Annotated in this window: 17 protein-coding genes; 7 read left to right on the top strand and 10 right to left on the bottom strand. The window is 66.4% G+C overall.

The genetic code is table 11. The features are described from left to right. Nucleotides 1-18 precede the first annotated feature (18 nt). The 3 genes from carB (at nt 19) to GY40_RS04750 (ending at nt 4,505) form a co-directional block, all read left to right on the top strand. Nucleotides 19-3,336: a carbamoyl-phosphate synthase large subunit gene (gene carB, locus GY40_RS04740; RefSeq protein WP_038359064.1), complete on the top strand. Its 3,318-nt coding sequence runs from the start codon at nt 19-21 to the stop codon at nt 3,334-3,336. A gap of 109 nt (nt 3,337-3,445) precedes the next feature. Next, nucleotides 3,446-3,919, top strand: a complete 474-nt coding sequence (gene greA / locus GY40_RS04745; RefSeq protein WP_038359065.1) for a transcription elongation factor GreA — start codon at nt 3,446-3,448, stop codon at nt 3,917-3,919. 76 nt (nt 3,920-3,995) lie between these two features. Next, on the top strand, nt 3,996-4,505 hold the full coding sequence (locus GY40_RS04750; protein ID WP_038359066.1) for a hypothetical protein: 510 nt from the start codon (nt 3,996-3,998) through the stop codon (nt 4,503-4,505). A gap of 7 nt (nt 4,506-4,512) precedes the next feature. On the opposite strand, the gene GY40_RS04755 is transcribed toward GY40_RS04750, so the two are convergent. Further along, on the bottom strand, nt 4,513-4,977 hold the full coding sequence (locus tag GY40_RS04755; protein ID WP_038359067.1) for an Lrp/AsnC family transcriptional regulator: 465 nt from the start codon (nt 4,975-4,977) through the stop codon (nt 4,513-4,515). A gap of 61 nt (nt 4,978-5,038) precedes the next feature. Between GY40_RS04755 and GY40_RS04760 the strand changes: the two genes are divergently transcribed. The 3 genes from GY40_RS04760 (at nt 5,039) to GY40_RS04770 (ending at nt 8,131) form a co-directional block, all read left to right on the top strand. Then, complete coding sequence (locus GY40_RS04760) at nt 5,039-6,049, top strand: mitochondrial fission ELM1 family protein (protein ID WP_051987515.1); 1,011 nt, start codon at nt 5,039-5,041, stop codon at nt 6,047-6,049. An 82-nt stretch (nt 6,050-6,131) separates the two neighbouring features. Further along, nucleotides 6,132-7,097: a thioredoxin-disulfide reductase gene (gene trxB, locus GY40_RS04765; RefSeq protein ID WP_038359068.1), complete on the top strand. Its 966-nt coding sequence runs from the start codon at nt 6,132-6,134 to the stop codon at nt 7,095-7,097. 143 nt (nt 7,098-7,240) lie between these two features. Continuing rightward, nucleotides 7,241-8,131, top strand: coding sequence for a LysR family transcriptional regulator (locus GY40_RS04770; RefSeq protein ID WP_038359069.1), 891 nt, complete (start codon nt 7,241-7,243; stop codon nt 8,129-8,131). 796 nt (nt 8,132-8,927) lie between these two features. Here the strand turns inward: GY40_RS04770 and GY40_RS04775 are convergent. The 7 genes from GY40_RS04775 to GY40_RS04805 form a co-directional block, all read right to left on the bottom strand. Beyond that, a complete protein-coding gene (locus tag GY40_RS04775; RefSeq protein WP_038359072.1) occupies nt 8,928-9,479 on the bottom strand; it encodes an NADPH-dependent FMN reductase in 552 nt (183 codons plus the stop codon). Between the two features lie 119 nt (nt 9,480-9,598). Next, complete coding sequence (locus GY40_RS04780) at nt 9,599-10,174, bottom strand: methylated-DNA--[protein]-cysteine S-methyltransferase (RefSeq protein ID WP_038359075.1); 576 nt, start codon at nt 10,172-10,174, stop codon at nt 9,599-9,601. A 91-nt stretch (nt 10,175-10,265) separates the two neighbouring features. After that, entirely contained in the window at nt 10,266-11,222 is a 957-nt protein-coding gene (gene msrP / locus GY40_RS04785; protein ID WP_038360100.1) for a protein-methionine-sulfoxide reductase catalytic subunit MsrP, read from the bottom strand. 233 nt (nt 11,223-11,455) lie between these two features. Further along, nucleotides 11,456-12,565: a 3-isopropylmalate dehydrogenase gene (leuB, locus tag GY40_RS04790; protein WP_038360103.1), complete on the bottom strand. Its 1,110-nt coding sequence runs from the start codon at nt 12,563-12,565 to the stop codon at nt 11,456-11,458. 140 nt (nt 12,566-12,705) lie between these two features. Further along, on the bottom strand, nt 12,706-14,295 hold the full coding sequence (locus tag GY40_RS04795) for an ABC transporter substrate-binding protein (protein ID WP_038359077.1): 1,590 nt from the start codon (nt 14,293-14,295) through the stop codon (nt 12,706-12,708). A gap of 91 nt (nt 14,296-14,386) precedes the next feature. Beyond that, the gene (locus tag GY40_RS04800; RefSeq protein ID WP_038359080.1) at nt 14,387-14,776 is read right to left on the bottom strand and encodes a RidA family protein; all 390 of its coding nucleotides are present in this window, start codon (nt 14,774-14,776) and stop codon (nt 14,387-14,389) included. Between the two features lie 77 nt (nt 14,777-14,853). Further along, on the bottom strand, nt 14,854-16,038 hold the full coding sequence (locus tag GY40_RS04805; protein ID WP_038359082.1) for a lytic murein transglycosylase: 1,185 nt from the start codon (nt 16,036-16,038) through the stop codon (nt 14,854-14,856). A 260-nt stretch (nt 16,039-16,298) separates the two neighbouring features. On the opposite strand from GY40_RS04805, the gene GY40_RS04810 reads away from it, so the two are divergent. After that, nucleotides 16,299-16,595 carry a hypothetical protein gene (locus GY40_RS04810; RefSeq protein WP_038359084.1) on the top strand — a complete coding sequence of 99 codons (297 nt, stop codon included), beginning with the start codon at nt 16,299-16,301 and terminating at the stop codon, nt 16,593-16,595. A 19-nt stretch (nt 16,596-16,614) separates the two neighbouring features. Here the strand turns inward: GY40_RS04810 and GY40_RS04815 are convergent, their stop codons facing one another. Beyond that, the gene (locus GY40_RS04815) at nt 16,615-17,733 is read right to left on the bottom strand and encodes a PQQ-dependent sugar dehydrogenase (protein WP_248311089.1); all 1,119 of its coding nucleotides are present in this window, start codon (nt 17,731-17,733) and stop codon (nt 16,615-16,617) included. A 130-nt stretch (nt 17,734-17,863) separates the two neighbouring features. Further along, entirely contained in the window at nt 17,864-18,838 is a 975-nt protein-coding gene (locus GY40_RS04820; RefSeq protein WP_038359088.1) for a Bug family tripartite tricarboxylate transporter substrate binding protein, read from the bottom strand. Between the last annotated feature and the right edge of the window lie 44 nt (nt 18,839-18,882).

Below are 18,882 nucleotides of genomic sequence, written 5' to 3' on the forward strand. Positions count from 1 at the left end.
CCAAGACCGGTCGAGATCATGCCCAAGCGCACAGACATCAAGTCCATCCTGATCATTGGCGCGGGCCCCATCATCATCGGACAGGCCTGCGAGTTCGATTATTCCGGCACCCAGGCCTGCAAGACGCTGAAGGCCGAGGGCTACCGCATCATCCTGGTCAACTCGAATCCGGCGACGATCATGACCGATCCCGATCTCGCCGACGCGACTTATGTCGAGCCGATCACGCCCGAGATCGTCGCCAAGATCATCGAGAAGGAGCGTCCCGACGCGCTCCTGCCCACCATGGGCGGCCAGACGGCACTGAACTGCGCGCTCTCGCTCAAGAAGATGGGCGTGCTGGAGAAATTCAACGTCGAGATGATCGGCGCCACCGCCGACGCCATCGACAAGGCCGAGGACCGTGAGCGTTTTCGCGAGGCGATGACCAAGATCGGCCTCTCCACGCCGCGCTCGCACCATATCAAGACGCTCGGCCAGGCGCTCGACGCGCTCGAGGACATCGGCCTTCCCGCCATCATCCGCCCCTCCTTCACCATGGGCGGCACCGGCGGCGGCATCGCCTACAACAAGGGCGAGTTCATCGACATCGTCGAGCGCGGCATCGACGCCTCCCCCACCAGCGAGGTCCTCATCGAGGAGAGCGTGCTCGGCTGGAAGGAGTACGAGATGGAGGTCGTCCGGGACAAGAAGGACAACTGCATCATCGTCTGCTCGATCGAGAACTTCGATCCGATGGGCGTCCATACCGGTGATTCGATCACCGTCGCGCCGGCCCTGACGCTGACCGACAAGGAATACCAGATCATGCGCGACGCCTCGCTGGCCGTGCTGCGCGAGATCGGCGTCGAGACCGGCGGCTCGAACGTTCAGTTCGCGATCGATCCCGAGACCGGCCGCATGATCGTCATCGAGATGAACCCGCGCGTCTCGCGCTCGTCGGCGCTGGCCTCGAAGGCAACCGGCTTCCCGATCGCCAAGGTCGCGGCACGCCTTGCCGTCGGCTACACGCTCGACGAGATCGAGAACGACATCACCGGCGGCGCCACGCCCGCCTCCTTCGAGCCGACGATCGACTACGTCGTCACCAAGATCCCGCGCTTCGCCTTCGAGAAATTCCCCGGCTCCGAGCCGACGCTGACCACCGCGATGAAGTCGGTCGGCGAAGCCATGGCGATCGGCCGCACCTTCCAGGAATCGTTGCAGAAGGCCTTGCGCTCGCTAGAGACCGGCCTCGACGGGCTCGACGAGATCGAGGTCGATGGCATGGGCCTCGGCGACGACCGCAACGCGATCAAGGCGGCGATCTCGACACCGACGCCCGACCGCATCCTGCATGTCGCGCAGGCGATGCGGCTGGGCTTCACCGACGCCGAGATCCATGAGAGCTGCAAGATCGACCCCTGGTTCCTCGAGCAGATGCGCGAGATCGTCGAGACCGAGGAGAAGGTGCGCAAGTTCGGCCTGCCGCAGACCCCCGGCGCCTTCCGCCAGGTCAAGGCGATGGGCTTCTCCGACAAGCGCCTCGCCGCCGTCTCCGGCAAGACCGAGGCCGAGGTCAGGGCGCTGCGCCGCTCGCTCGAGGTGCGCCCCGTCTACAAGCGCATCGATACCTGCGCCGCCGAATTCGCCTCGCCGACCGCCTATATGTACTCGACCTACGCCATGCCCTTCGCCGGCAAGGTTGCCGACGAGGCCAATCCCTCGGATCGCAAGAAGGTCGTCATCCTCGGCGGCGGGCCGAACCGCATCGGCCAGGGCATCGAGTTCGACTATTGCTGCTGCCATGCCTGCTACGCGCTGCGCGACGTCGGCTACGAGACCATCATGGTCAACTGCAACCCGGAGACGGTCTCGACCGACTACGACACCTCCGACCGGCTCTATTTCGAGCCGCTGACGGTCGAGGACGTGCTCGAGATCCTGGAGACCGAGAAGCAGAACGGTACGCTGCACGGCGTCATCGTCCAGTTCGGCGGCCAGACGCCGCTGAAGCTGGCGAACGCGCTGGAGGAGGCCGGTATCCCGATCCTCGGCACCTCGCCCGACATGATCGACCTCGCCGAGGACCGCGACCGCTTCAAGCGTCTGCTCGACAAGCTCAGCCTGAAGCAGCCGAAGAACGGCATCGCCTATTCGGTCGAGCAGTCGCGCATGATCGCGGGCGAGCTCGGCCTGCCCTTCGTCGTGCGGCCTTCCTATGTACTCGGCGGCCGCGCCATGGCGATCATCCGCGACGAGGTGATGTTCGAGGACTATCTGCTCGGCACCCTGCCCTCGCTGATCCCCTCCGAGGTCAAGGCCAAGTATCCGAACGACAAGACCGGCCAGATCAACACGGTGCTCGGCAAGAACCCGCTGCTGTTCGACCGCTATCTGTCGGACGCCATCGAGGTCGATGTCGACTGCCTCAGCGACGGCCGTGACGCCTTCATCGCCGGCATCATGGAGCATATCGAGGAGGCCGGCATCCATTCCGGCGATTCGGCCTGCTCGCTGCCGCCGCGCTCGCTCTCGCCCGCGATCATCGCCGAGCTGGAGCGCCAGACCAAGGCGATGGCGCTCGCGCTCGATGTCGGCGGGCTGATGAACGTGCAATACGCCATCAAGGACGGCGAGATCTACGTGCTCGAGGTCAATCCGCGCGCCTCGCGCACGGTGCCCTTCGTCGCCAAGGTCATCGGCCAGCCCATCGCCAAGATCGCCGCGCGCATCATGGCGGGCGAGACGCTGGGCAGCTTCGGCCTCAAGCCCGCGGTCCTCGGCCATGTCGGCGTCAAGGAGGCGGTCTTCCCCTTCGCGCGCTTCCCCGGCGTCGACGTGCTGCTCGGCCCCGAGATGCGCTCGACCGGCGAAGTCATCGGCCTCGACCGTTCCTTCGACGTCGCCTTCGCCAAGAGCCAGCTCGGCGCCGGCTCCAAGGTGCCGGTCAAGGGCACGGTCTTCGTCTCGGTGCGCGACGACGACAAGCCGCGCATCGTGCCCGCCGTGCGCATCCTGGCCGATCTCGGCTTCCGCATCCTCGCCACCGGCGGCACGCTCCGGCTGCTGCAGGAACAGGGCATCGACGCCGCCCGGATCAACAAGGTCCTGGAAGGCCGCCCGCACGTCGTCGACGCGATCAAGAACGGCGAGATCCAGTTGATCTTCAACACCACCGAAGGCCCGCAGGCCCTCGCCGATTCCCGTTCGCTCCGGCGCTCGGCCCTCTTGCACAAGGTGCCCTATTATACCACCTTGGCAGGCGCGATCGCAGCGGCGGAAGGCATCAAGGCCTATAGCAGCGGCGATCTCGAAGTACGGTCGCTGCAATCCTACTTCGAACGGGCAGCTTGACGTAGCCGCTCGCAACGAGGTTCAAATACCGAGCGGAAGCGCGGACGCGCCGGCACCCTTGGACGGGGCCGGCGTCAGCCGCGCTTTCGGATCTTACGGGACGGAAAGAATGGAAAAGGTTCCCATGACTGCGGGCGGCTTCGCCGCTTTGGAGGTGGAGTTGAAGCACCGCCAGCAGGTCGAGCGTCAGCGCATCATCGCGGCGATCTCCGAGGCCCGTGCGCTCGGCGACCTCTCCGAGAACGCCGAATATCACGCGGCGAAGGAAGCGCAGTCGTTGAACGAAGGCCGCATCATGGAGCTGGAGTCGCTGATCGGCCGCGCCGACATCATCGACGTCTCCAAGCTCGGCGGCGACACGGTCAAGTTCGGCGCCACGGTCAAGCTGATCGACGACGATACCGAGGAAGAGAAGAGCTACCAGATCGTCGGCGAGCCCGAATCCGACGTGAAGTCGGGCAAGGTCTCGGTCGGCTCGCCGATCGCGCGCGCGCTGATCGGCAAGAAGGTCGGCGATTCCGTGCAGGTCAATACGCCCGGCGGCGGCAAGTCCTACGAGATCGTCGGAGTCGCCTTCCGCTAACCACGGCAACAGGGCGCCGATGGCAATCGGCGCCCGAGCTCCTACATTATCTCCGAAGGCCTTCGGAGACGACGCCATGACGACACGCCGCCACTTCCTCGCATTGTCGCTTGCGGGGGCATCGCTCGCCCTGCTCCCGTCCGACCTCTCGCCTGCTCTCGCACAGGCCGCGCCCATCGGCTCGATCCGCGTCGAGTTCGCGCGAACGGTCACGGATGCCTGGGGCGACAATGTCAGGCTGGTCAGCGCCGAGCTTCAGCGAACGCTGGCTCAGATCCTCGGACCGGAATTCCGTCAGGGAGCCGGCAACCGCCTCGTCGTGACGGTCCGCAGCCTCTGGCTGGCGAGCTATGCCGGTGGTGGTGGCGGCGGCAAGCCGGCCGATGGCGGCGCCAGCAACGACTATCTCGAGAGCACGGTCACGCTCTACGACAGCCACGGCCGCGCGCTCAACAGCTGGCCGATCATGTCGACGGAACTCTCGGGTGGCGCAGGCGCCTGGTATCTGCCGGATGTCGACCAGCGCCGGCTGAAGGCGCTGGCGCGCAACAACGCCTACTGGATCAAGCGCTACGTCGCGGGCTGAGCGCCGCTCAGCCGAAAGGCACGATCGGCTCGTCCTTGACCCGGTCGAGGGCGAGCGCGGTGCGTACATTGCGGACGTTCGGCAGCGCCGTCAGATCCCCGACGAAATCCTGAAACGCCTTCAGGTCGGGCGCCACGCATTTCAGCACGAAGTCGATGTCGCCGGAGAGCGTCCAGCATTCGCGCACCGGCGCCCAGTCACGGATGCGGCTCTGGAAGGCGACGAGATCGGCTTCCGCCTGGCTCGCCAGATGCACGAAGGCGAAGCAGACCACCTCATAGCCCAGCTTCCGCTCGTCGAGATCGGCATGGTAGCCACGGATCAACCCGGCCTCCTCCAGCGCCCTGACGCGCCTGAGGCAAGGGGGCGGCGAGATGCCGACGCGGCTTGCCAACTCGACATTGGTCATGCGCCCATCGGCCTGAAGCTCGCGCAGGATACGCAGGTCGATATCGTCGAGTTTCGCCGGCAATGAATGTCCTCTGAGGCAGGTGGCGCTGGTGTAGACGGCGTCGGCAGGCGATACAAGGCGCATGCCGCAGACGCCCGCCCCCTTGCATCAGAAAACCGCCCCGACGATCTGGGTCCTGACCGACGGCAAGGCCGGCGATGAGCTGCAATGCCTCGGTGTGGCCGAGCGGCTCGGCATCGTGCCGGAGATCCGCCGGGTGGCGCCGCGAAAGCCCTTCGCCTGGCTGATGCCGCGCGGCCCCATCGACCCGCGCGAGGGGCCGGAGCGGCCGCAAAGCCCGATCCGCCCTCCCTTCCCCGACATCGCCATCGCCTCCGGCCGGCGTGCCGTCGCCTATCTCAGGGCGGTGAGGAAGGCCTCGAATGGCCGGACCTTCACCGTCTTCCTCAAGGACCCGCGCACCGGCACCGGTACGGCCGATCTGATCTGGGTCGCGGAGCATGACCGGCTGCGCGGCGGCAATGTCCTGGTCACCACGACCTCCCCTCATCGCCTGACGCCCGAGCGCCTCGCCGCCGCCCGCGCAGCGCCGCCGGCGCCGATCGCCGCCCTGCCCGCGCCGCGTGTCGCCGTGCTCGTCGGCGGCGACAGCCGGCATCATCGTTTCACCCCGGCGGATAGCGAGCGCCTCGCCCGACAGCTCGACGCGCTGGCCGCCTCCGGCGCAAGCCTGATGGGCTCGCCCTCGCGCCGGACCTCGCCTGCGCTCTCCGCCGCGGTGGCGGCGGTCTTCGCCCGTCATGGCGGCTGGTGGTGGGACGGCGGCGGCGAGAACCCCTACATCGCCCTGCTCGCCAATGCCGACGCCATCGTGGTCACGGCGGACTCGACCAACATGGTCGGCGAGGCGGCGGCGACCGGCGTGCCGATCCTCGTCTTCGAGCCCCAGGGCGGGCACGCGAAGATCGCCGCCCTGATCACATCGCTGACGCGCCAGGGCGTTGTGCATGCTTTCCGTGGACAGCTTGATGGCGAACGCTACCAGCCGATAGACTCCACGCCGATCATAGCCGATGCGATACGCGAAGGCTGGCTGCGCCACAGGGCGGCGCTCGGGCTCACGGGCCCCTGAAGCAGCGCCCCTTGTTTCGGCGCCACGCCGCCGTATCTGACGGAGTCGAGCGCGGCCCGGCCGCGGAGAAGGAAACGAGACGATGGCCCACACCCACGCCCGCGTCATGATCGTCGGCTCCGGCCCCGCCGGCTACACGGCGGCGATCTACGCCGCCCGCGCCATGCTGGAACCGGTGCTGATCTCTGGCCTCCAGGCCGGCGGCCAGCTCATGATCACCACCGATGTCGAGAATTATCCGGGCTTCGCCGACGTCATCCAGGGCCCCTGGCTGATGGAGCAAATGCGCGCCCAGGCCGAGCACATGGGCACGAAGATGGTCTCCGACCATATCGGCAGGGTCGACCTGTCGCAGCGCCCCTTCCGGCTCTGGGGGGATGGCGGCGAGACCTATTCCTGCGACGCGCTGATCATCGCCACCGGCGCCCAGGCGAAGTGGCTCGGCCTGCCCTCCGAGCAGAGCTTCCAGGGCTTCGGCGTCTCGGCCTGCGCCACCTGCGACGGCTTCTTCTTCCGCAACAAGGAGGTCGTGGTCGTCGGCGGCGGCAACACCGCGGTCGAGGAAGCGCTCTACCTCGCCAATCTCGCCAGCAAGGTCACGCTGGTCCACCGCCGCGACCACTTGCGCGCCGAGCGCGTGATGCAGGACCGGCTGTTCAAGCACCCGAAGATCGAGGTGATCTGGGACAGCGAGGTCGCCGAGATCTGCGGTGGCACGACCCCGCCCAATGTCACACATCTGCGCCTGACCAACACCAAGACCGGCGCCGAGAGCGAGCTCAAGACCGACGGCGTCTTCATCGCCATCGGCCACAAGCCGGCGACCGAACTCTTCGTCGGCCAGCTCGCCATGCGCGAGACCGGCTATCTCGAAGTCGAGTCGGGAACGACTCAGACGAATGTTCCGGGCGTCTTCGCAGCCGGCGACGTCACCGACGAGCATTATCGCCAGGCCGTCACCGCCGCCGGCATGGGCTGCATGGCCGCCCTCGACGCCGAGCGCTGGCTGGTGGCGAGCACGCTCGACCAGCGAGAAGCCGCTGAATAAGGGCTTTTCGGGGATTCATCACTGGAATCGATGAATCCCCTCACCAGATTCAGTGCCAAAAAGAACAATCTCTGTCGTCCGGGCATTGACGGACAAGAACTTTATCCCCCACCATGCACAAAATGCATATCGGGGGAAGCGCGGTGGATTGGGACCGCATTAGAATTTTTTATACCGTCGCAGAGTCAGGCAGTTTCACAAAAGCTGGCGATGTTCTGGGGTTGAGTCAATCCGCCGTGAGCCGGCAGATCGGCGCGCTTGAGCGTGAGCTGCGGGCGCCGCTGTTTCATCGGCATACGCGCGGCCTGATCCTGACCGAGCAGGGCGAATTGCTCTGGCGCGCCGCGCGCGAGATGACGCAGCGGCTGGAGCGCACGCGCTCGCAATTGTCGGAGACCCGCGAGCATCCCTCGGGAGAGCTCAAGGTCACGGCGACGCGCGGCCTCGGTGGGCACTGGCTGACGCCGCGCCTGGCCGAATTCCTCGACCTCTATCCGGACATCAAGGTCGACCTCATCCTGACCGATGAGGAGCTCGACCTCTCGATGCGCGAGGCCGACATCGCCATCCGCCTGCGCCAGCCGCAGCAGCCGGACCTGATCCAGCGCAAGCTCTTCACCGTGCACTATCACGTCTATGCCTCGCCGGCTTACGTGAAGCGCTTCGGCGAGCCGAAGAGCTACGAGGATCTCGACAACCACCGGATCGTCTCCTTCGGCGGCACCTCGCCATCCTATCTCACGGCCGTGCACTGGCTCGGCACGATCGGCCGCGACCAGCGCAACCCGCGCCCGATCCATCTCGTCGTCAACAACATCACGGCGATGAAGCGCGCCGTCGATTCCGGCGCAGGCATCGCCGTGCTGCCGGACTACCTGATCGAGACGGGCTCGCCGCTCGTGCAACTGATGCGCGAGACCGAGATGCCGCAGCTCGAGAGCTATCTGGTCTATCCGGAAGAGATGAAGTCGGTGGCCCGCGTCCAGGTCTTCCGCGATTTCCTGATCCAGAAGGCGCAGCGCTGGACCTACTGACGGCCCAGCGGATCGCCGGCGCACCCTCCGGGTACGTCGGCGGCTCGCGTCCCGCCCCGGCGCGGACTTCTCCTGAAAATGCCGCACCCCGGTCGCGGGTACATGCCCGGCCGGCTGCTGATCTTGCACGAACCCACCGCATCATCCCGGACCTGACCCGGGCCCCACGCCGAAGCGCTTGCGGGGCGCTTCGGGCAAGAGCTCCGGCGCTGCGTTCGCCCAGGCCGGAACGGCCCATATCTCCATGAAAACGCAGGCCGCTGTCGCCTTGCCGCCTGCTCGATTCGTAGGCAGCCAGTTGGCTGAGCAACCAACCGAAATCCTGCAAATGTATGACGGCAGCCCAGAAACTGTGCACGCCATACGGGCAGAAGCTACCAACCTTCATCCTGGATGATAGATCGTCGGAATTTCAATCTGCAATGAGTGCATATTTCTCAATCATTTAGGCACAAATTGGTCGCATCTGAGAGCGAGATATGCAGCTTGCGCATGGCGGCTCCAAGCTATGCTGCATTGCAAAACGGCAGGTCCTGCACAATATTGAGTACACGGTTGTTCGGAACGGGCTCCGCAATCTCCTCCCGGCGTTGAGTTCGTTTCAGCCGTTCCCCTCTGAGATGTTTGGCGTTTGAGCCAGATGTTTCAAACTTTCAAGGCCGGCTCCCCTCGGGGACGCCGGCCCTTTTTTTTGCGCCGCGCCCAGTTGCGGCGCTCCGCTCCCGACAGATCGAGCCGACAAAAAAGGCACCGCCGAAGCGGTGCCTTCCGGAGAGCGTATCCAGATCCCTGCCGCTCAGGCGGCGAGCTTGCCGACGATCTTGGCGAAGCCGTCGAGGAAGCCTTGCAGGAAGCTGCGTGTGCCTTCGTTGGTGATCTCGTGGTTGGCGTCGATCAGGTCTTCCTTGAAGGTGATGAAGACCTGCCCGCCGGCCACCACGCCGGCGAGATTGGTCATGATCATGCGCAACTCGTTCTGGGCCACCGCCGTGCCGACGGCGCCGCCGCTGGCGCCAGTCACCGCGACCGGCTTGCCTGCCCAGGAATTCTTGCCATAGGGGCGCGAAGCCCAGTCGATCGCGTTCTTGAGCGCGGCCGGGATCGAGCGGTTGTGCTCGGGCGTGACGATCAGGATGGCATCGGCCGCCTCGATCTCGCGCTTCAGGCGCAGCGTCGGCTCGGGGCGATCAGCTTCGAGATCCTGGTTGAACAGAGGAAGGTCGTCGATCCGCACGAAGGAGGGTTCGAAGACATCGGCTCCGAGCTTCGCCAGAGCCTCCGCCAGCTTGCGGTTGATCGATTCGCGGCGGGTGCTGCCGACGACGATGGCGAGCTTCAACTTGGCCATGGCATTCCTCGTTGTTGGGCGAAACTGCCGTGACAGTAGAAGGCTCCGCGAGCCCGGCGCAAGACGATGCGCTGCAAGCGCATCATTGCAGCGTTTCAATCGCCATGGTCCGGCGGTGGTCAGGAACGCGGTGGCCGGGCTGCGAGCGGCAACGCCTCGAACAGGCCAGGCTCGGTGCTGGTCCGCGCCTTCTCGATCGTCAGGATGCGCAGCTTGGTCTCGACGCCGCCATCGGCCGAGAAGCCGCCGGTCTTGCCGCCGGCCGCCAGCACGCGGTGGCAGGGCACGATGATCGGCCAAGGGTTCTGGCCGAGCGCGACGCCCACCGCCCGCGCCGCGCCGGGCTCACCGATGCGCTGCGCCACCTCGCCATAGGTCAGGGTCTCGCCATGCGGGATCGACAGCGCGACTTCATAGACCCTGCGGTTGAAGTCCGGTGTCCGCTCGATTGCGAGCGGCAGATGCGAGAGATCGCGCTTTTCGCCCTCGAACAAGGCGCGGATGCCCGCCACAGTGTCCGCGACGAAGCCTTGCGCCTCGGCCTCCTCGGCTTCCGGGAAGCGCCGCTCCAGACGCTTGCGCGCCGCCGCCTCGTCCCGCTCGGGCAGTTGCGCGCCGATGAAGCGCTCGCCTTCCCAAACCAGGGCACAGATGCCGATCGCCGTTTCGAAGAGATGGAAATGCTGGGTGGCCATGTTCGTGCTCCCGGCGCCATTGCGTGGACCGGATGGGTCTAGCACGCGGCATAGCGCTGAGGGCACCCGAAAGCTGGCAGCAGGTCGGGCCTCACATGAAGAGGGCTTCGCCCTCCAGCCCCTTGTAGAGCCCGGCGACCTGCTCGCCATAGCCGTTATAGATCAGCGTCGGCCGGCGATCACGCGAGCCCAGCACCTGCTCGCTCGCCTGGCTCCAGCGCGGATGCGGCACGGCCGGGTTCACATTGGCCCAGAAACCGTATTCGCTGGCCTGCAGCGCCTCCCAGAAAGTCTTCGGCCGCTCCGCGACGAAGCTGATCTTGCGGATCGATTTCACCGATTTGAAGCCGTATTTCCACGGCGTGATCAGCCGCAGCGGCGCGCCGTGCTGCGTCGGCAGCGGCTTGCCATAGATGCCGGTGACGAGCATCGGCAGATCATTCGCCGCCTCGGCGATGGTCAGCCCCTCGACATAGGGCCAGGGATACCAGCGCTGGTTCTGCCCCGGCGCGACGCGCGGGTTCAGGAAGGTCTCGAAGCGGATGTATTTCGCACCGGAGAGCGGCTTGGCGAGATTAACGAAGGATTTGAGCGGAATGCCGGTCCAGGGCACGGCCATCGCCCAGGCCTCGACGCAGCGGAAGCGATAGAGCCGCTCCTCCAGCGGCAGCTTGCGGACGAGGTCGTCGAAACCGATCTCGAAGGGCTTCTCGACCAAGCCGTCGACCTGAATGCTCCAGGGCCGCGTCGCCAGCCGCTGCGAGGCGTCGACGATGTCCTTCGACATGCCGAATTCGTAGAAATTATTGTAGTTCGCCGCGTCCTCCGCCTTGGTCAGCGGCACGTCGATCTTGAAGGCCTCGTTGCGCTTGGCCGGGTAGAGGTCGAGCGTCGGATCGGGCGTCTGGGCCGCGGCCAGACGCGGCAGGGCCGCACCGGCGATCAGCCCAGCTCCCGCAGCCATGAGTTGGCGGCGATTGAGGAAGGCGCCTTCCGGCGTCGCTTCGCTCTCCGGCAATTCCCAGCCGGCGCGGCGCTTGATCAGCATGACGGACATACTCCGCTTTCGTTGCGCCGAGCTAAGCCACGAAAGCGGTGTCACGGCAATTCACGAGGGAGAGAGGGAGGTCTTCCTTCTCCCCTCGGGGGAGAAGGTGGCAGCGCGCAGCGCTGACGGATGAGGGCAGGAACCTCGCCAAAACGAAAAAGGGCCGCTATGCGGCCCTTCCCTCGTCCGTCGGCCTCGCAGACACCTTCTCCCCTAGGGGAGAAGGGCAACGATCAGCCCCGCGCTTCCAGCGCCTTGATGATGGCGGCGCCCATCTCGCTGGTCGAGACGGCGTTGGTGCCATCAGCGGCGATGTCCTGGGTGCGGGTGCCCGAGCCGAGCACGTCGGAGATCGCGCCTTCGAGCCGGTCGGCCGCCTCGCCCGCGCCGAAGGAATAGCGCAGCGCCATGGCGAAGGAACCGATCATCGCGATCGGGTTGGCCAGCCCCTTGCCGGCAATGTCCGGCGCCGAGCCGTGGACGGGCTCGTAGAGCGCCTTGCGCTTGCCGGTGACGGGGTCTTCCGCGCCGAGCGAGGCCGAGGGCAGCATGCCGAGCGAGCCGGTCAGCATCGCCGCGACGTCGGAGAGGATATCGCCGAACAGATTGTCGCAGACGATCACGTCGTACTGCTTCGGCCGGCGCACGAGCTGCATGGCGCAGTTGTCGGCGAGCACATGCTCGAGCTCGACATCCTTGTACTCGGCGGCGTGCAGCGCGGTCACCGTCTGCTTCCAGAGCACGCCGGTCTTCATGACGTTGTGCTTCTCGGCCGAGGAGACCTTGTTGCGGCGGGTGCGCGCCAGCTCGAAGGCGACCCGGCAGATGCGCTCGATCTCAGGCGTAGTGTAAACCTGCGTGTCGACGCCGCGCTTGGAGCCATCCTCCAGCGTGACGATCTCCTTCGGCTCGCCGAAATAGACGCCGCCGGTGAGCTCGCGCACGATCAGGATGTCGAGGCCTTCGACGATTTCAGGCTTCAGCGACGACGCGGAGGCCAGCGCCGGATAGCAGATCGCCGGACGCAAGTTTGCGAACAGGCCGAGATCCTTGCGCAGGCGCAGCAGGCCGGCTTCCGGGCGGTGCTGATAGGGCACATCCGCCCATTTCGGCCCGCCGACGGCACCGAACAGCACGGCGTCGGCGTCTTGCGCCAGCTTCATGTCGCCTTCGGAGATCGCCTGCTTGTGCGCATCATAGGCGGCCCCGCCGACGAGCCCCTTCTCGATCTCGAAGGAGCCGAGCCCCTGCTTGCCGAACCAGGAGACGATCTGCTCGACCTGGCCCATCACCTCGGGGCCGATGCCGTCGCCGGGGAGCAGCAGGAGCTTGTGGGTCGCCATGGTCGTCGCCTCGCGCTTGGTCTGAACCGAACCGGTTTCCGGTCTCGCGGCGGTGATTACGGGCGGAACCGTGACGACGCAAGCGGCAGGCACGCGAAGCCGGCGCATGGCAGACCATGCGCCGGCGCCGAGAGCGGTGCTCAGACCTTCTTCTCCATGTTCCAGAAGAACTGGACCGGCGAGAGCACCATACCGCTCAGATTCTTGCGGAACGCCATGGGCTGCTGGACGAGGCCGCAGGGGACATAGGGAACGGCCTCGAAGCCGCGCTCCTCGATCCTGGCCGCGATCTCCTTCTGCTTGGCCTCTTCCGGCGTTGCGATCCACGCGTCGCGGAGCCCCTCCATCGGCGCGTCGTCGGGCCAGCCGAACCAGGCCGCGCCGCCATTGGTCCGCGTCAGCGGATGCAGCGCCGGGTTGAGCGTATCCGCACAGGACCAGAGCGTATGGAACACCGACCAGCCGCCCTGCTCGGGCAGGCCACGATTGGCGCGCCGGCCGATGAAGCTCGCCCAGTCGGTCGCGACGAGTTCCGCGTTGATGCCGAGCTTCTTGAGCAGATCCTCGGTGACCATGCATTGCTGATAGGCGATCGGCTGGTCGGCCGGGGCGAGCAGGATGACCTTCTCCCCCTTGTAGCCGGCCTCCTTGAGCATGGCCTTGGCCTTCTCGAGATTACCCGGCATGGCGGCCTGCCCGCCCGCCCCGCTCGACATCGGCGAGCCGGGCGTGAAGAAGGTCTTGGCCTCCTTGTAGTAGGCCTTGTCGCCGACGACGGCCTCCATGTAGTCGGTCTGATTGACGGCGGCCATCACGGCCCGGCGGATCGCCGGATTGTTGAAGGGCGGCTGCAACTGGTTGAACCGCATCAGCAGGAACAGGCCGAGCGGCACGTTCTCGATGACGACGTCCTTGTTGCCCTTCAGCATCGGGATGAGATCGACCGGCGGCTGCTCGAACCAGTCCAGCTCTCCCTGCATCAGCGCGCCAGCCGCGGCGGCAGCTTCGGTCAGCGCCAGCCACTCGATGCGGTCTATCTTGGCGATCTTGCCGCCGGCGGCCCAGGACGGCGCCTCCTCGCGCGGCTTGTATTGCGCGAAGCGCTCATAGATCGCGTTCTGGCCGGGCACCCATTGCTTGTCCATGAAACGCCACGGGCCGGAGCCGATCGCCTCCGTGATGTTCTTCATGTGGTCGGTCTGCGCGATGCGTTCCGGCATGATGAAGGGCACGTTCGACGAGAGCTTGCCCAGCGCGGACGTCATCATCGGGAAGGGCTTCTTCAGCCGAATCCGGAAGCTGCGCCGGTCGACGACATCGTAGCCCTCGACGAAGGTGGCAAAGGTCTGGCCGAAGGCATCACGCTTCGACCAGCGGGCGATCGACGCGATGCAGTCCTCAGCGCGGACCGGCTCGCCGTCATGGAAGGAGAGCCCGTCGCGGAGGCGGAAAGTCCAGCTCAGCCCGTCGGTCGCCGTCTCCCAGGCTTCGACCATCTGCGGCTTGATCTGGAAATTCGCGTCGGTCGCAAACAGCGTGTCGTAGATCAGATAGCCATGGTTGCGGATGACGTAGCTGGTGGCCGTGATCGGATCGAGCGAGGGCAGCGGCGTCGAGGGGTTGAAGCGCAGCGTCGCCGCCGCTCCCTGCGAGAAGGCCCGGTTACCCAGGAAGGCTGTCGCGGCAAGCGCACCAGCACCTTTGAGAACAGTGCGACGACGGATCGACATGGCATATCTCCCTCTGCTTAAGGCACGCGCCTTGATGCACGCTGACTTGCAAGAGATATACCAAAAGTCGACAGAGTGTCGACAACTCCGATCAGCCTCCCCTAACCCGCGCGGTCACCTCGATCTCGACCTTCATCTCCGCCTTGAGCAGCCCGGCCACGACATAGATGCCGGCGGCGGGCCTGATCTCGCGAAAGAATTCACCGCAGACCGCCAGAACCGGCTCGCAATAGCTGCGGTCGGTGACGAAGTACTGCGCCCGCACGGCCTGCATCAGCGACGACCCCGCCTCCTCCAGCACGGCGCCGATCGTGCGGAAGATGTTGCGCGCCTGCTCGGCCGGATCGTCCGGCATCGTCATGGTGGCGTAGTCGTAGCCGGTCGTGCCGGAGATGAAGACGAGATCGCCATCGACCACGGCGCGCGAATAGCCGAAATTGCGCTCGAAGGGCGAGCCGGTGGAAATCAGGCGGCGTGTCATGCTGTCTCCGGAAGCTTGGATGCGGCGGAAACGCTTCTCTGAAGCGCTTCCGCGACGCCACCCGTTTTCTGCAACCTTCAGACTCGCCCGCCCTTCAGCGCGCGCAGCACCTTTTCGCCCGGCCGTCCCGTCTGGGGCATGCCCAGCTTGCCCTCGATCTCCTTGATCGCCGTGCGCGTCAGCGAGCCCACGGCACCATCGGGCTCGCCGACATTGTAGCCGCGTGAGATCAGCAGGCGCTGGAGCTCGCGCCGCTGCTCGCGCGACAGCGGCAGGTCGTCGGTCGGCCACTGCCCCTGCACGCCCGGCTTGCCGCGCAGCCGGTCGGAGAGGAGCGAGATCGCCAAGGCGTAAGAATCCGCGCCATTGTAGCTGTAGGCGGCATCGTAATTCTTGAAGACGAGGAAGGCCGGGCCGTTGCGGCCGGCCGGCATCAGGAGCCCGGCATTGCCGGCGCCATTCAAAGGCGAACCGTCGAACTTGACGATGCCGCGCGCCGCCCAGGTCGAGACCGGATGCTTCGGATTGCGCCCGCTCGGCCCGGAATAGCCATCCGGCACGCGCACCTCGTAGCCCCAGCTCGCACCCGTCACCCAGCCGGCCTTGGCCATGAAGTTCGCGGTTGAGTGTAGCGCGTCGGGAATGGAATCGACGAGGTCTCGCTTGCCGTCGCCGTCGCCATCGACAGCGAGCCTGAGATAGGTCGAGGGAATGAACTGGGTGTGCCCGAAGGCTCCGGCCCAGGAGCCGAAGAGCCGATCCGGCCGAACATCGCCGCGCTGGATGATCTGTAGCGTCGCGATCAGCTCGCCCTTGAAGAAGGCGTTGCGGCGCGGTGCGAGGCAGGCGCCGGTCGCCAGCGACTGCACCAGCGGCCACTTGCCCCGAGCCTTGCCGAAATCGCTTTCGACGCCCCAGACGGCGGCGATGGTGTGGCGATCGACACCGAACCGCTGTTCGGCCGCCGCGAAGACGGAGGCATACTGGCGCAGCATGTTGCGCCCTTCCGCCACCTTCTCGTCATCGACCAGCGTGCCGAGATAGTCCCAGATCGGAGTCTTGAACTCCGGCTGGTTGTTCATCGCCTCGATGACCTTCATGTCCGGCTCGACGCCGGCCATGGCACGGTCGAAGGTCGCGCCCGAGACGCCCTTGGCCGCCGCGTCGGCGCGCAGGCCGGACAGGCAGGACTGAAAGCCCGCCTGAGCGCAGGCGGCAGAGGCGAAGAGGACGAGGGGCAGGGCCAGTCTGATTGCGCGCATGGGTCTCCGCCGATTCGAATGCATTCGCCGCGAAGCTAGGCGAGCGTGGTTAACGGAGGTTAACCAGCGAGAATGGCGGTGCGAAGGAAAAACGCGGCGATCGGAACGCGAACACCGGCAGGACGCTTCATCGTCCAGGCCGAGGGCTGACCAGCCCCGGTTGCAGCGCAACACAGCCACGCGCCAACAGCGCTTGGCCTTTCGCGCGGCGCGGTGGATATGGCTCGCCGCGACCGATCCCGATTCGTAAGGACTGCCCCGTGAGGACCCTGCTGATTGCCGCCTGCCTCGTTGCCGGCACCCTGCCCGCTCTGGCCGGCCCGACCTGCAGCCCGAGCGATTCCAGGGCCCAGATCCTCGGCTCCGCCTCGATCGGCGCCATCCACCCCGCCTGGCACGGCAGGAAGGTCGGCTATGGCTGGTCGCTGCAGGTCAAGCGCGAGGATCATGACGACGCCGGCATGACCTATTATGTCGGCGACCTCTACGACACCACCGGCAAGCTCGCGACGCGCAATGTCTACGCCCTCGACAGCGAGTGGGATTGCGGCCCCTGAGCGGATCGCGTCTCGGCGTCTATTTCGCCGGCCGCACCCGCAGGATCTGCCCGTCCGTCTCGTCGGTGAGGAGATAGAGCAGGCCGTCCGGCCCCTGCCGCACGTCGCGGATGCGTGCACCGATATTAGTGAGGAGGCGCTCCTCACCCGTCACCTTCTCACCCTGCGTGGACAGCCTGACCAGCATGCTGCCGGCCAGCGCCCCGACGAAAAGAGAATTCCTCCAGGCCGGCCAGACCGGCCCCGTATAGAAGGCGGCACCTGAAGGCGCGATCGACGGGTCCCAGTAGAACAGCGGCTGCTCCATACCGGGCTTCGCCGTCCCCTCCCCGATCTTGGCGCCCGAGTAGTCGACGCCATAGGTGATGACCGGCCAGCCATAGTTCAGCCCGGCCTTCGGCGTGTTGATCTCGTCGCCGCCGCGCGCGCCGTGCTCGGCCGTCCAGAGCTGGCCGGTATCGGGATGCAATGCCGCGCCCTGCACGTTCCGATGGCCGATCGACCAGACCTCCGGAGCCCAGCCCGGCTTCTTCGGATTATCCGCCGGCGCGCTGCCGTCGGGGCGGATGCGGATGATCTTGCCGAGATGGTTGGCCGGATTCTGCGCCTGGTCGCGCTGCGTATAGCGCTCACCGACCGTCACGAAGAGCGCGCCGGTCCGGTCGAAGACCAACCGCGAGCCGAAATGCAGGTTGGAGCTGACCGTCGGCATCTGCCGGAAGACCACCGCGACGCCGGTCAGCGCGGTGCCCTGCTCATTCAGCCTGCCGCGGGCGACGCTGGTGCCGTTGCCGCCCGGTCGCGGCTCGGCATAGGAGAGGTAGACCAACCGGTTGTCAGCGAAGCCCGGATCGAGCGCCACATCGAGCAGGCCGCCCTGCCCGCGCGCCATCACACTCGGGATGCCGGAGAGGGGCCGCGACAGCTCGCCCTTGGCATCGACGATCCTGAGCCGGCCCGGCCGCTCCGTCACCAGCATGCGTCCGTCCGGCAGGAAGGCGAGACCCCACGGGTGCTCCAGCCCACCTGCGACGGTTTCGACCGCAAGCTCGCCGGCGCTCGAGGGAAAGCGCTTCTGTGCGGTCGCGGGAGCGATCACGCCGGCAAGCGCAAGCCCCGCCCCCAGTCCCAAAGCCATCCCGAGCCGCCGCATAGCTTCCCTCCGCTCATCGCTTCGCCTGAGATAGAGGGCAACGCAGCGATCAGCCAAGGCGTTGCGGCAAGCTCACGACGACGTGAGGGACCGGCCGGCGAGCGGCGGACGGAGCCTATTCCGCTTTCACCCCGGCCTCAGTGATGATCTGCTTCCAGCTCGCGATTTCCTGGAGGAGTCGGGGCCTGAACGCTTCCGGATCACGCACGTTGAGCGTGAAGCCGAGCTTCACGATGGCGTCGCGCGTCGCCGGCTTGTTGAGCGAGGCGATGATCGCCTTGGAGAGCACGTCGAGCTCCGGCTGGGGCGTCTTCGCCGGCGCGAAGAAGGCGGCCCAGGAATCGGCATCGGCATTGCTCACGCCCTGCTCGCGCAGCGTCGGGATGGCCTTCGCCTGCGGGTTGCGCTCGGGGCTCGCGATGGCGAGCGCGCGCAGGGTGCCGGCATTGATCTGCTCGAGCACGCTCGGCAGCGTCGAATTGGCGATGTCGATGCGCCCGCCGACGATCTCCTGCACCAGCGGCGCCGCGCCGCGGAAGGGCACATGCGTCATCTTGATGCCGGTGCGCTGCATGAACAGCTCCATCGCCAGATGCGAGCCGGAGCCGACGCCGGTCGAGCCGTAATTGAGCTTGCCCGGCTCGGCCTTCGCCAGTGCGATCAGTTCCTGGATGTTCTTGGCAGGCAGGTCGTTGCGGACGACGAAGGCGTGCTCGAAGGCGCCGACGCCGGCGAGCGGCGCGAAATCCTTCACCGCGTCGTAGCCGGGGTCCTTCAGCAGGAACATGTTGTTGCCATGCGTCTGGTTGTTGCCGAAGACGATGGTGTAGCCATCGGCCGGCGCATGGGCGACGGCACGGGTGCCGACAGCCCCGGAGGCGCCGGCCCGGTTGTCGACCACGACATTGTGGCCGAAGGCGATGGAGAGATCCTGCGCGACGAAGCGCGCAATCGCGTCGGTCGGGCCGCCCGCCGGATAGGGCACGATGATGGTGACGACCTTGCTCGGGAAGCTCTCGGCCCGGACGACGGACGGAGCAAAAACGGCGCCGGCCATCAGGCCGAGAGTGGAGCGGCGGGTCAACGACATGGATATCCTCCCGGGAGCCCGTCTGAATGGCGGTGCTGATTGGC

Source organism: Allobosea sp. UNC402CLCol, from assembly GCF_000745475.1.
In the GTDB taxonomy this organism is placed as follows: domain Bacteria; phylum Pseudomonadota; class Alphaproteobacteria; order Rhizobiales; family Beijerinckiaceae; genus Allobosea; species Allobosea spartocytisi.